This is a genomic window from Paenibacillus darwinianus, from assembly GCF_000598065.1.
Classification (GTDB): domain Bacteria; phylum Bacillota; class Bacilli; order Paenibacillales; family Paenibacillaceae; genus Paenibacillus_I; species Paenibacillus_I darwinianus.
On sequence record NZ_KK082171.1, the window covers coordinates 1 to 13,522 of the forward strand.

The 13,522-nt window shown below is 53.7% G+C and carries 9 protein-coding genes and 2 pseudogenes; 8 read left to right on the plus strand and 3 right to left on the minus strand.

What is annotated here, in order from left to right; genetic code table 11:
- Positions 1-18: 18 nt before the first annotated feature.
- The 3 genes and pseudogenes from BG52_RS09715 to BG52_RS09720 form a co-directional block, all read left to right on the plus strand.
- Positions 19-774: pseudogene (locus BG52_RS09715) on the plus strand (AGE family epimerase/isomerase); the annotation flags it as partial.
- 40 nt (positions 775-814) lie between these two features.
- Positions 815-994: pseudogene (locus BG52_RS16795) on the plus strand (glycosidase); the annotation flags it as partial.
- A 229-nt stretch (positions 995-1,223) separates the two neighbouring features.
- Positions 1,224-2,528: an ABC transporter substrate-binding protein gene (locus BG52_RS09720; protein ID WP_036584517.1), complete on the plus strand. Its 1,305-nt coding sequence runs from the start codon at positions 1,224-1,226 to the stop codon at positions 2,526-2,528.
- 63 nt (positions 2,529-2,591) lie between these two features.
- On the opposite strand, the gene BG52_RS09725 is transcribed toward BG52_RS09720, so the two are convergent.
- The 3 genes from BG52_RS09725 to BG52_RS09735 form a co-directional block, all read right to left on the minus strand.
- Positions 2,592-5,135 (minus strand): beta-mannosidase, encoded by a 2,544-nt coding sequence (locus BG52_RS09725; RefSeq protein WP_036584516.1) that lies wholly within the window; start codon positions 5,133-5,135, stop codon positions 2,592-2,594.
- Positions 5,136-5,204: 69 nt separating this feature from the next.
- Positions 5,205-6,827, minus strand: a complete 1,623-nt coding sequence (locus tag BG52_RS09730) for a glycoside hydrolase family 9 protein (protein ID WP_223298973.1) — start codon at positions 6,825-6,827, stop codon at positions 5,205-5,207.
- 584 nt (positions 6,828-7,411) lie between these two features.
- Positions 7,412-8,245: a sugar phosphate isomerase/epimerase family protein gene (locus BG52_RS09735; protein ID WP_036584511.1), complete on the minus strand. Its 834-nt coding sequence runs from the start codon at positions 8,243-8,245 to the stop codon at positions 7,412-7,414.
- Between the two features lie 223 nt (positions 8,246-8,468).
- On the opposite strand from BG52_RS09735, the gene BG52_RS09740 reads away from it, so the two are divergent.
- The 5 genes from BG52_RS09740 to BG52_RS09760 all read left to right on the plus strand — a co-directional run bounded on the left by BG52_RS09740 (position 8,469) and on the right by BG52_RS09760 (position 13,513).
- Entirely contained in the window at positions 8,469-9,509 is a 1,041-nt protein-coding gene (locus BG52_RS09740) for a LacI family DNA-binding transcriptional regulator (RefSeq protein ID WP_081793737.1), read from the plus strand.
- 265 nt (positions 9,510-9,774) lie between these two features.
- Positions 9,775-11,136: an ABC transporter substrate-binding protein gene (locus tag BG52_RS09745; protein ID WP_223298974.1), complete on the plus strand. Its 1,362-nt coding sequence runs from the start codon at positions 9,775-9,777 to the stop codon at positions 11,134-11,136.
- 119 nt (positions 11,137-11,255) lie between these two features.
- Positions 11,256-12,146: a carbohydrate ABC transporter permease gene (locus BG52_RS09750; protein WP_223298975.1), complete on the plus strand. Its 891-nt coding sequence runs from the start codon at positions 11,256-11,258 to the stop codon at positions 12,144-12,146.
- Between the two features lie 11 nt (positions 12,147-12,157).
- Positions 12,158-13,027: a carbohydrate ABC transporter permease gene (locus tag BG52_RS09755; RefSeq protein ID WP_036584509.1), complete on the plus strand. Its 870-nt coding sequence runs from the start codon at positions 12,158-12,160 to the stop codon at positions 13,025-13,027.
- Positions 13,028-13,063: 36 nt separating this feature from the next.
- Positions 13,064-13,513 carry a VOC family protein gene (locus BG52_RS09760; RefSeq protein ID WP_036584507.1) on the plus strand — a complete coding sequence of 150 codons (450 nt, stop codon included), beginning with the start codon at positions 13,064-13,066 and terminating at the stop codon, positions 13,511-13,513.
- Positions 13,514-13,522 lie beyond the last annotated feature (9 nt).

Sequence of the window (13,522 nt, forward strand, 5' to 3'; positions counted from 1 at the left end):
TCTCAGAACAAGAAGCAGGTGTACGGCCAAGCATTCGTGATTTATGCGCTTGCCGAATATGTCAGGGCAGATGGGCCGCGTTGCGCAAAAGCGCTGAAGTGGGCGATCGGCATTTACCGTTTGCTTGAAAAGCATGCTTATGACCCGATTCACCTCGGTTACGTAGAAGCGCTGGCGAGGGATTGGTCGGAGACCGATGACCTGTCCCTCAGCGGCAAGGACTTGAACGAAAGAAAATCGATGAACACTCATCTGCATGTGCTGGAGGCGTATACGAATCTGTATCGGGTTTGGCAGCCGAAAGGGCTTCGCGCCAAGCTGGCGGAGTTGATCGACGTACATCTGGAGCATATCGTCAACGCCGACAATCATCACTTTCAGTTGTTTTTCGACGATACCTGGCATTCGCAGTCCGGGCATGTCTCGTATGGGCATGATATTGAGGGCAGCTGGCTTTTGTGCGAAGCGGCCGAGGTGTTGGGGGATCGGGTGCGGCTCGACATTGTCCGCAAGGAGGCGCTTGCGATGGCGGAAGCCACCTTGTCGGAAGGCGTGGATGCCGACGGCGGCGTGTTGAATGAGTCGGACGGACAGGGACGCCTGGACGACACGAAGGACTGGTGGCCGCAAGCGGAGGCGATGGTGGGGTTCCTGAACGCCTATCAATTGTCCGGCGATGAGCACTATTGGCAGGCTGCCCGCAAGAGCTGGGCGTTTACGAAGCGATTCATCATCGATCATGAGCATGGAGAATGGCATTGGCAGGTATCCAGGGAAGGTGTGCCCCATCCGGCGTACGCGAGACAGCGAAATCATGAGCGATTTTATGAACCGGCTGAAGCGACTGGCGGCCGATCACAAGCAGCTGTTGAACCGCCCCAATCCCCGCGTGGCGGGCGGAAACGGGCAATACGACCGGCACGAGCATCCGGTATTGACGAGCGGGCATGCTCCGCTTCACTGGCGCTATGATCTGAATCCGGAAATCAATCCGCAGGACGGCTTCATCGACACCGGGGCAGGCGGCGGCTAACCCCCCCCACCCCCCAAAAAATTTTTGTAACCTAAATTTATTTTATTATTATCATATTAGGTGACAATAAAAACAAATTTAAAGCATTTTCATTAGAAACAAAACAGATATAATGAACGATGTAAGCGATACCAATGCGGGTTTGAAACTCGACCGGTACGCGAAAATCAGATTTTGGGGGTAGAATGAAATGAAGAAAAATGCTCTAGCAGTTCTTGTGCTCATGTTGGCCATGTCTCTTCTTGCCGCTTGCGGCGGCAACGCCAATGGGAACGCTTCCTCTCCGGCTTCCCAGCCCGAATCCGACGGGACAAGCTCCGGAGCTTCAGCCGAAGTAGGCGGTAAAATCAAAGTTTTGACCCACCGGACGGATTATGTAAATGACGGCACGATGGACAAGTATGTAGAGAATTTTAAGGAAAAATATCCGAATGCCGAAATCGAGTTTGAAGCCTTAACCAACTATGCGGCCGACATCAAAGTCCGCTTGACCACGGGCGAAGCCGGGGATGTGAACATGGTTGACGCAAGCCTGGCTTTGAACGAAATGCCGAATTATTATGAGCCGCTGCCCGACTCGATGTTCGAAAATGTATATTTTGCGGACTACAGAGCGGTTGATGGCAAGCGTTATGCGATTGCGACCGGCGTAAACACGCAAGGCATCGTTTATAACAAGCAGGCCTTCGCCAAAGCGGGCGTCAACAAGGTGCCGACGACGCTGGATGAGCTTTATGCAGCCGCACAAAAGCTGAAGGACGCGGGCATTATTCCTCTTTATATGAACTATGGCGCACAATGGCCGATTGGCAACTGGGCGGAAGGCTCCGTGAAATATGTTGCCGGTGACATGAAATGGTTCGACAAACTGGTCACCGACGATGCTCCGTTCAAGGTTGACGGTCCATGGGGCACGATGATCAACATTGCCCGAACTTTCGTTCAGAAGGGCTGGGTAGAAAAGGATTTGGCGACGAATAACTGGGAAATGTCCAAGGGCGAGGTGGCTTCCGGTAAAGCTGCGATGTATTTCCTGGGCAATTGGGTCATCCCGCAAGTCATCGGCGCAGGCGCCAATCCGGACGATATCGGATTTTTTCCGCTGCCTTATGACAACAGCGGCCAATATAATGCTCCGCTCGGACCGGACTATTTCATCGGCGTGAGCAAGGACAGCAAGAACAAGGAGCTGGCGATTGCATGGGTTGAATTTTTTGTGAAGGAGTCCGGTTACGTCGATCAGTCCGGATTCATGCCGGTCGACAAAACCATCGAGCCGCAGGTGCCGCAGTTGGCCGAATTCAAGTCGTTCAACCCGACGTTCCTGGAGGACGAAGCCACCGATCCGAGATTTAACGAGATCGCGAACAAAGCGGCAATCGATCTCTATGTAGGCAAAACGACGCAATCGCTGATCGTAGCCAAAGATCTGCAGGCGGAATACGACAAGTTGAACAAAAAATGGGCGGATTCCCGCAAGGCTCTCGGCTACTAAGAGAAGCCCAGACACAGAAAACCTCCCCGGTCACGGGGAGGTTTTCTCGTACTTATAATGGAATTAACGTTTGATGAAATCAAACATGGACCGGACGGAAAGCCCGACGGGAGCGGCCGGGACGAACGGGATGGCGCCGTCGTCGCGTTTGCGGAAGGTGACGGTTGTGGGAAGGCCCGGCACCAAATCAAAAAAGTTCTCGCTGAAAATGCCTTCCGTTTCAGTCTCCAGGTAAACCTGCTTGGCGAGGCGGGAAGCGGTGAACGTAAAGGAGGGGCCTGCGGCTCCGGCATTCTCCGTGACCGTGATGTGAGGCTCCTCCAGCGCCAGCTGCTTGGCCGGGACGAAATAATACTCGGTCCGATCCAATATTTCACCGGACATAACGGAGAATTCCGCGACCAGCACCAGGCTTTCCGCCGTTTCGCCGCCGATCCACTCCTGTGTCGGGATCGCAAATACCCGCTCGGCCGTATTGGCTTCCATAGACACCGGCTGGGAGGTTTCTTTCAGCAGACGGCCCTGAAAATCGAGAAGCCGGACGGACAAGCTGCCTTCAAGCGGAGAGAGCAGGTCCGAAATGAGATGGAAACCCGTTTCCCCTTCCGATTCCGCAATAGAAAGAAGAACGTCTTTGCAGCTTTTGCGCGCGTAGTACTGAACCGCTTTCCACCGGCCGTAATAGTCCATGCTGGACCAGGAAGCGACTGGCCAGCAGTCATTGATCTGCCAATACAGCGTGCCCATGCAATAGTTCTTGCGGCGACGGTGTGCTTCAATGGCCATCTTCATGGCCTCAGCCTGCAAAACTTGACTCATGTACAGAAACGAGGGAAAATCCTTCGGTTCTTTGCAGTAGATATCCGAGTACTCCTTGATGAGTCGGTTTCCGCTTTTGTGCCGTTGGTGATGGAGCATGACCTCGGACTCCAGCTCCATCTCCGTTTCCGCCGCATAAGTGCGGACGGTACGGTATTCGGGGAACGACTGGAACCCGTATTCGCTCATAAAGCGCCCGATATTCAGGTTGTAGTTCTCGAAAGGCTCGGAAGCGTGCCATACCGACCAGAAGTGAATATCGCCGCTCGTCGAATTCGTCGTCGCATGCTGCGTATGATCGCCTGTCAACGCCTGCATCGGCGAAGATGGCCAATAGTCGGCACCAGGGATGAGCCGCTCCACTACCTCCGGCAGCGTCTTGTGAAACACGGCTTCATAATCGGCCCAGATTTTGCCGCGCTGTTCGGCGGTATAGAGCTTTTTCCAGCCCCATCCGGCGTCTTCCGTATATTGCGCCCAGGCGCCGTCGATCTCGTTGTTCCCGCACCACAGTGCGATGCAGGGGTGGTTGCGCAGACGACGGACGTTGTCCTCCGCTTCCCGCCGGACATTTTCCACAAAAGCCTCGTCCCCGGGATACATGCTGCAGGCGAATATGAAATCCTGCCACACGAGCATACCATATTCATCGCATAATTCGTAAAAAATATCCTGTTCATAAATGCCGCCGCCCCATACGCGCAGCATATTGAAATTGGACTCTACGGCCGTCGCGATTTCGTGCCGGTAACGTTCATCCGTCATTTCCGTTGCGAAGCTGTCTCCGGGGACATGGTTGGCCCCTTTGGCGAAGACGGGAACTCCGTTTAGCTCAAAATAAAACGAGGTGCCGTGCGTGTCGGGATTGCGCACAAGCTTGATATCCCGAAGCCCTGCCCTGACGGTTTTCTCCGCCGCAATAATGCCTGCTTGGGTAAAGGCCGCCTTGAACGCATGCATGACGGGTTCGCCGTAGCCTCGGCACCACCACAGGGAAGGGGCTGGGATCTCGGCGGGGAGCGATACGGTTTGGATGCCGGCGTGTAGGATGACAGGTGTCTCCCATCGATGGCTCCCGCTGCTCAGGCTCAAATTGCCTTCCCACGGCGCTTCCGTTTCAATTTCGAGAACTGCGGCAATTTGCGCCGACACCGGCGAAACCCGATCCTGTCGGATAAACATATCGCGGATCGTCAAGCCTGACCGGCTTCGCAAATAGACCGGTCTCCAGATGCCGCTCGTGACGAAGCGCGGACCCCAGTCCCAGCCATAATGGTAGGGAGCTTTGCGGGAGAACATGCTTAACTTCTTGTCCCCCACTCCGCCGGTTTCCGAGTCGTCATTGGGGGCCGGGAGGCCAAAGCCGTGCCGCTGCAGCTTGTCAAGCCCTTCCCGGATTGGAGAACGGAAGCGAATGGCGAGCTTGTTTCCGCTTTCAAGGAGGAACGGCTTAACGTCCGCCGTCCAGGTGCGGAACATATTGTCCGCAGAGAACAAACGATGATCGTTCAGATCAACGTCGGCATATGTATCCAAGCCTTCAAATACGAGTTCCAGTCCGGATTCGGCGAGCACATCGGCCGGGACGTCAAACATCGTTTCGTAATCCCAATCTTGTTTGTCGATCCACTGCAGCTCTTTTTCATTGGTGCCGTAAAACGGATCCTTCATTTTGCCGTTACGAAGCAAGTCGGTATGCACGCATCCGGGAACCCTGGCCGGCAGCCATTCCGTCGCCTCCGGCGCCCGTAAACGCCAGTCGTTCAACGGCAGTTTTCGCTCATTCATATCACACATCGGCTCCTCACGATTACTATTTTATCGAGCTCCCTATTCAAGATTGCAAAATCATCGATCTTAGCTCAGATCGGCGAACGCGGCCACGAATACCGCCGGAGAATTCCAATATATCGTCATCTCGTTCGTGGAGTAGCTGTCTTTATGATCGATAAAGCAGGCGGCCGGGGGCTGTCCCCTGAGCAGGGAAGCGGCGGCTTCATCCTGTATGGAGGAATTCGGTCCGCCCGCAACCATGCCCGGAACCGGTTCCGGTATGCCGTCGCCTGCAGAAGGCCGGTGATGAGGATTCATTACCGGTTTGGCGCCAAAACCGGTCACGTAGCAATAGCCCAACGTGTTGCGGCCGAGCAGGTAATGCCACTGGTCGAGCGCCGCGCTTGCAAACGGCGTTCGTCCGGTCAGTCTGGAAGCGGTGATCAACAGCATCGCTCTGTTCATGACCAGCATGTTGCTTCCCCATATGTATTCATCCGGAAGCAAGGCCACCCCGAACCCGTCCGCAGCACTTCTCCCCACGCACGAATCGGCTTCGGCTGCCCACGCATTCAACAGCTGTGAGCGAAGCGGTGCCGGCAGATCGCCGGCTTCCATGGACAACAGGCACAACGTGCCATAACCGCCCGTGTCCGCCCAGCCTAACTCGCAGAGAGAAAAAGCTTCGCTGCCGGCAAGCTCTTGGGCCGCAGCCAAGTACTGCGGCTCCCTGGTCCACCTGTACAGCTCGGCGGCCGCCCAATACTCTTCATCCAGCCGGCAGTCATCCCCATATTCGCCTGTTTTAATATCAGACGGATTTTTAAAGCCTGCGCCGGAGTGGTTCTCCGTGAGCCATTTCCAGGCGGATTTCGCGGCCCGGCCATAGTTTTCCGCCATGGAAGCATCCATATCGCGATAGATCCGGGCAGCCATGGCCATAACCGCGGCGAATGCTGCCGTGGAAGTATGGGATATCGGCGAAAAGATCAAGTCTGCGGTGTCGGATTCCGGCATACAGTCCAAGGCCGGAAACTCCGCGGTCGTCACCTTGTGATAAACGGCGCCGTCCTTGCGCTGCATTTTCAGCAGGAACAGGAGTTCGAAACGGACCTCGGCTAGCACGTCCGGCATACGAATCTCCGGATCGGGGATCCCGACCGGCTCCCGTAAAGCGGAAGGGAACCATTCGTAAGCGAGCATGACATCGGCGACGGCTTTCGCCGCGGCCACCGTATATTTTCCGTAGTCGCCCGCATCATGCCAGCCACCCGTCTGCGAATATCGCTCCTCCGGCTTTCCGTGAACATAAGCATCCGAAAGGTGGCAAGCCTTGTGCGACCATGGGCCGGCATACGCCGATTCCAGCTCGACGCCGCACCGCTGGTAGTAAAAGCTTTTTAAGAGCGCGTTTTTGATTGCCTGATAGGGGCGGCCGTCGATTGGAAACACGGGGGACTGCACACCGGCATCCGTCAGACGGATAATGTAGCTGCCCGGCGACCGGACAGCCGAAAAGTCGCCGCGTGCGACCGGCATACCGCTTGAATGGTCAGGGTGAAGCGGGGAGGTGCTCCCGGAATAAACCGTTTCGCCGGAGACGCTGTTCACGACCTCGAATCTGCCCGCGGCATCGGAGGTAAACACTTTCGCTAAGTCCGGCGAATAACCTAATTGATTCAGATGAATTTGGCAAGTGTGCGGCAAGAAGTTCAGCTCCTTATCCTATCGGGCTTGTGCAATGACTTGCTTGAAATCGTCCATCAGGCGAACTCCGTAACGATGGGCCAGACTGTTTGTTTGATTTAGTTTAATTATAATAACAAAGTGCATATAAATGATTACAAACCTATTATATACGCCGCATTTACGAAATAACAAGGTGAAAACTAAGTAGGTATGGATAAAATTTTTATTGATACAAATAACGATTAGATAATAGTAACCTAACAAAGAAGAACACATGATGGTTCGGCACGGCGGATATGGCATTAGGCTGGATTTAGAAAAATTTTCGTAGAAGTTGCTGTCTTTTCAGTACTTGCGGGGCGATGATTCAGGCAGGCATCATGTCGATGATCGGGGCATTCTGCTAACGGTTGGAGTGACGCTCGCGTTCATTAATGTTTATCCCGCGGCGTTTCTCCTATCCAACGAAACTTCATTGCTGCCCGGATGGTCCATGTGGCTCGTCCCCGCCGTTTGACCCATTATGTTATTGGCTGGGGTACCGATTCTGGATGTACGGCGTAAATAAATATCAGGACGTGCGGATCGATGCGGGATCATCTTCACAAGGGGATGTTGAGCTCCGAAGCGGTCTTGCGGATGTAATCCGCTGCTTGCCGGTACTCGTCATTCGTCGACAGATGCTCGATAATCAGCGTGGTATCCGGATGCAGCTTGTTCAGCTCCGTCAGGAATGTCCGGTAATCCAGCATGCCCCGGCCCGGTATAACCTCGTCCAGATGAACCGTTAAATGACTCCGCAGCAGAATGTCCTTGGCGTGGCAATTACGGATATAAGGCCCAAGCTTCGCAAAAAAGTCCCGTATCATCGCACCGTTCCGGTAATAAGTGCGAGGGCTGCTGACGATATTGACGGGATCGAAGTGGACGCCGAAGCCTTTGCGGTCGATGGCTTTGATCAGAGACAGATAGGAGTCGGCCGAATCAGGGAACACCCACGGCATCATCTCCAATGCGAATACGGTGCGTTCCGGTTTGACAGCATCGATAATTGCGCGTGTCGTGTCCACGATCAGCTCAAACGTCTCATCGGTAAAATTGTCCGGATCGGGACCATCCCATTGCTCGCCGCGGGAACCGGCAATATTCACGCAGCATTGGGCAGCTATCCGTTCAGCCAGCTCCAGCCGTTTGATGCAATAGGCGATCGCGACGCGCCTTGTTTCCTCGTTCTGGCTGATCGGGTTGCTCCACGCGCCGACCTCGGAGATCAGAATATCATGCTCTGCCGCCGCCTTCAGGTAGTCGTCGAGCTCGCCGAGATCGTCATCCCCGTTAATTGGGCAGGTCGTCGCGCGAAACCCCGCTTGTTTAAGAGCGTTTGCCCAGCTCTCCGGATTTTTGTCTTCTACGAACACCTGGCCTCCAAGTCGCATCGAAATCCCTTCCTTTGGGTGAATTGTATCTGGTCAGCAGGAAAAATGATGATGCGCCAAGTATATCATAAACGCGCGTTTATACAAGAGTAGGTTGCATGTCCAGGAATCGGACTGCGGGAAATTTTTATTTTCTTCATGGTTTAAAAAGGATTGACAGCGATTTTGGGCATTGTGTATGATGAGACAATAAACGCGTGTTCACGAAAGAGGTTGACGACAATTGAAAAAGGCAGATATCAACAGCATCGAAGTAGCCCGCCTGGCCGGCGTATCCAGAAGCACAGTCAGCAGAGTCATCAACAATTACGCCAACGTTCCGAATGAAACGCGTGAGAAAGTCATGAAAGTCATCCAGCAGTATAACTACTTCCCCAATGTTTCCGCTCAGGTGCTTGCAGGGAAACGGGCGCGTACGATCGGCCTGTTCCTGATTGCGCCGGGACATGTATCCAGCGATATTCTGACGAACATGCTGATCGTAAGTGTAATTGAACATGCCTCCGCTTGCGGTTACTACGTGCTGACCCATATCATCCGGGACGCGAAGGATACCGAAACGGTCAAGAATGTAAAGGAGATTTTTTTCCAGCGACGGATTGACGGAGGCATCTTCATCGGCGCTGCCAATCATGAGCCGTTCATCGAGGAGCTCGTTGCCGAAGGCTTCATCGTCGGCGTAGTGGATCAGGAACATCCGGAGATTCCGCAATCCAACCGGATTGTCGCCAATTTCAACAACGATTCCGGTATGAAGCAAGCTGTCGCTTATCTGGCGGGACTCGGCCATACGAGGATCGGCGTGATCAACGGGGATATGAACCGCTTATCCGGCCCGACGAAATACGAGGGCTTCCTGAAAGCGATGCAATTGTGCGGTTTGCAAGTCAATCGAGACTGGGTGCTGGAGGGCAGCTTTCATGAAGAAAGCGGGTATGAGGCGATTCATACTTTTCTTCGTATACAAGGAGAACGGCCTACGGCGATCATAGCCGCCAACGACAGCGTAGCGTTCGGTGCGATCCGGGCGTTGAAGGAACACGGATTGCAGGTGCCTGAACACATATCCGTCATCGGCTTTGACGATCATGCGCTCAGTGAGAAGCACCATCCCGCCCTCACGACGATCCGGGTCGATTTCAGCGACATGCTCAAGCAGCTCACCACGATCCTGATCGCCAAAATCGAAAAGCCGAGTTCCGATATAAGAGAAATCACGCTGGATTGCTGTCTTGTGATTCGGGAATCGTGCCGAAGAGTGTAAAGGAAAAAAATTTTTATACTGTATCAGAAAGTATAAGAGTTTTGCGCGAAGCAGCAAAGTCACACTTTCTCGATCGGCGATAAAAACTTCCTTGCTTACGAAGTGGATTGCTCCGCAATCAATGATTAATTGACTTGTATAAACGCGCGTTCATTTAATCGTGGAAGGGGGAATTTCTATGTAGTTCGCGTCGGGTTCCGGGAAGGGTGAAAGTCGTATGTTGCGCACCGCAACTGACTATTACTTTTATCAAGGGGGATTTTCCGTGAAAAAAGGATGGACGGCATTAGTCGGCATGATGCTTTCCCTAACGCTGGTGATTACGGCCTGCTCGAGCGGCTCCGATCAAAGTGCCGGCGGCGGCAATTCGGAGAACGCTTCGGCCGACGCTGTGGCGGCAGAGGACCAAGGCGGCGAAATCAATTACTGGTATCCTTGGGGCGGCGATTCGGAGAAATGGGACAAATGGCGGATGGAGGAATTCGGAAAGAAGAACCCGGGCTATAAGATCAATGCCACATATGTTCCGCCGGACGGCGGCCTGACGAACGGTAAGCTTGTATCTGCCATTTCGGGCAAGAATCCACCCGATGTGGTTATCTCTTCCGAATATGCAAGCGCTTACTCCTTGGCGGCGCAGGGGGCGCTCGAGCCGCTGGACGAGTACCTCGCCGCACTGGACTTCCAAGAGTCCGACGTTCTGTCTTCTTTCCTGCCGCTGATGAAATATAAGGACACCACGTACCTGTACCCCCAAGATTCCAACGTAAACCTGCTTTACTATAATGTGAAAATGTTCGAGGAAGCGGGACTGGACCCGGATAATCCGCCGAAAACAATTGAAGAGCTGGACGCTGCAGCGGAGAAGCTGGCGAAGGTGAACGGCAGCAGCATCGACCGCTTGGGCTTCATTCCGTGGATCGATGCCGGCGACGACGCGTTTCTGTGGGGATGGATCTTCGGCGCTAATTTCATCGATGAAGCGACCGGCGCCGTCAAGCTGAATGACGACAGCCTGGCCAATTTGTACAACTGGATGAACAAGTATGCCCGAAAATACAATCCGGAGAAAATCAAATCGTTCACGTCCGGCTTCGGCGGCGCATTCTCGCCGGATCACCCTTTCTTCACGGGTAAAGTGGCCATGACCGTGAACGGCAACTGGTTCGCCAACGCGCTGAAAATTTACGCGCCGGACCTGGAGTACCGTGTAGCGGCCATTCCGTTCCCGGTAGGCGGACGCGAGAAAGCCACGACGTTCGGCACCAACGTGTTCATGATTCCGAAAGGCGCGAAAAATCCGCGGAATGCGATGAAATTCATCATGTTTGCCGGCCAGCCGGAGATTCTGGCTGACAACATCAACACCTGGCGGTCCATCTCCATCTACACGAAGCCAAGCGATGCGATCAAATGGAATAAAGAGAACGATCCCGTATACAAAGTCGTACGTGAGGTCGCAGCGTCGCCGAACTCCGGACACCCTGCGCTTACTCCGGTTGCCAAGGAAATGTCCAATGAATTGAAGCTGCTGCGCGATAACGTCATCTATAACAACAAAGATCCGAAGCTGCTGCTCGAGGATGCGGAGAAGAAGCTTCAAACGGCGCTGGACAAAAAGAAATAATCGTGCCTGAACCGTCCGCGGCAGGACTGAGCCTGTGACGAAGAAGACTCGTCCTGTCGCGGCCAACGAATCGGTATGGCGTATCCGGTCAGTCAATCGTTATGAGGTGGTGAATTGGTTTGAGAAGTTCTCCTTCAACCGTGCAGGTCATGCCGGCGGCTCCCTCGAGGGTGCGGTCCAAGAAGCTGATGGAACGATTGGAGCTTGCCGCCGTTTACATCATCCTCGGCTTGACGGCGCTGGCTTTTATCATCCCTTTCCTGTGGCTGGTGTCCGGCTCGCTCAAGAGCAGCAGCGAGTTGTTCGCCAATCCGCCGGTCTGGCTTCCGAGCAAGCCGCAATGGACCAATTTTACGACAGCCTTCAGTGAATTTCCGTTTCTGCTCTATTTGCGCAACACACTGACGATTGCAGGATTCGGCATTATAGGCGCCGTTTTATCCAATACGTTGATTGCCTACGGTTTCTCGCGGGTGGAGTGGAAGGGCCGGGACGGCGCATTCGTTCTGGTGCTCGCGACGATGATGCTGCCGTTCCAGGTTACGATGATTCCGCTTTTCATCATGTTCCAGAAGCTGGGCTGGATCGGAACGTTTCTTCCGCTCATTGTTCCCGTGTTTTTCGGAAACCCGTTCTTTATCTTTCTGTTGCGCCAATTTTTCCAAGGCATACCCAAGGAGCTGTCCCAATCCGCAAAGGTCGATGGGGCAAGCGAGTTTCGCATTTACTGGCAGATGATTCTGCCGTTATCGCTGCCGGTCATCACAACGGTCATGATCTTCTCCTTCATCGGCTCCTGGGGCGATTTCATCGGGCCGCTTGTGTTTCTGAGCGATAACAAGCTTTATACGCTGTCGCTCGGCATCCAGCAGATCATGTCGGTGAATGATCCCCGCTGGCCGCTGCTTATGGCGGTAGGCGTGAGCATGACACTGCCGGTATTGATGATCTTTTTTGTCCTCCAGAAATATTTCATCCAAGGGATCGCCTTCTCGGGGATCAAAGGTTAGGGGGTGCGCAGATGAGAAAAAATATACGGACCGGCGTGCTCTTTATTTCCCCTTGGATTGTCGGATTCCTGTTGTTCACGGCTTACCCGCTTGCAAGCTCGTTTTATTATTCGCTGACCGACTACGACATCATCAATCCGCCGGTGTTTGTCGGACTGGAGAACTATAACACGCTCTTTACCGGTGATGACCTGTTTTATAAAGTATTGAAGAACACCCTGTACATGGTTTTTGTCGGCCTCACGGTCATTACGGCCTGTACCGTGTTCATCTCGATTCTTCTCAACAACAAGAAAGTTAAAGGCATGGCTTTCTTCCGGGTCGTTTTCTTCCTGCCGACGCTGGTTCCGCTCGTCATCCTGTCGATTCTATGGGTATGGGTGCTGCAGCCGGATTCCGGTATCGTGAACACACTGCTCGGCTGGATCGATATCGACGGTCCCGGCTGGTTCTCCAGTCCGGCGTGGGCCAAGCCGGCTTTTATTCTCATGGGATTATGGGGTGCCGGCGGATCGATTATCATCTACCTCGCGGGACTGCAGGGCATACCGGAATCGCTGTACGAAGCGGCGTCGATCGACGGCGCGAATTCGCTGCAAAAAATTTTATCCGTCACACTGCCCATGCTGCGTCCGGTCATATTGTTCAATGTCATCACCGGAATCATCGGCACGTTCCAATCGTTCGCGGAGTCTTTCATCATCACACAGGGCGGACCGGACGGGGCAACCATGTTCTACTCTTTGTACCTGTACCAAAATGCCTTCCAATATGCGAAGATGGGCTACGCTTCCGCCATGGCCTGGGTACTGCTGCTCATCGCGCTGACCTTCACGCTGATTCTGTTCAAGGTTTCCGACCGCTGGGGCAACAACGATTAACGATAAACACTATAAGCCGAAAGGATGTTATCAACTATGGCAGGTCTGTTGGGCAATAACGTCATCACGCAAATCGGGATTCTCGTCAACGATATCGACAAGGTAAGCCAGGCATACGCCGATTTCTTCGGTGTCGCCAAGCCGGAAGCGATGATCACCGATACGGTCGACAAGGCGCAAACCGAATATAACGGCGCTCCCAGCGAAGCCCGGGCGAAGCTCGCATTTTTTGATATGGGTTCACTGCAGTTGGAGCTGATTGAGCCGGACCGGTATCCTAGCACGTGGCGCGATTATCTGAACGAGCATGGCGAAGGGCCGCACCATATTGCGTTCGTGATTGAGGGCATGAAGGAGAAGGTTACGCTGCTGGAGAGCAAAGGGTTCCCGCTGCAGCAGAAAGGCGAATATACCGGCGGCCGGTATGCCTATATCGATACCTTCCAAGCGCTGAAGGTGCTGGTCGAGCTGCTTGAAAACGACTAAAAAAGCTTC

What these genes read in the sequence shown, in the direction of transcription:
- BG52_RS09720 (WP_036584517.1), top strand. Translation starts at nt 1,224, where the DNA reads ATGAAGAAAAATGCTCTAGCAGTTCTTGTGCTCATGTTGGCCATGTCT.
- BG52_RS09725 (WP_036584516.1), bottom strand. Translation starts at nt 5,135, where the DNA reads ATGAATGAGCGAAAACTGCCGTTGAACGACTGGCGTTTACGGGCGCCG.
- BG52_RS09735 (WP_036584511.1), bottom strand. Translation starts at nt 8,245, where the DNA reads ATGCGACTTGGAGGCCAGGTGTTCGTAGAAGACAAAAATCCGGAGAGC.
- BG52_RS09755 (WP_036584509.1), top strand. Translation starts at nt 12,158, where the DNA reads ATGAGAAAAAATATACGGACCGGCGTGCTCTTTATTTCCCCTTGGATT.
- BG52_RS09760 (WP_036584507.1), top strand. Translation starts at nt 13,064, where the DNA reads ATGGCAGGTCTGTTGGGCAATAACGTCATCACGCAAATCGGGATTCTC.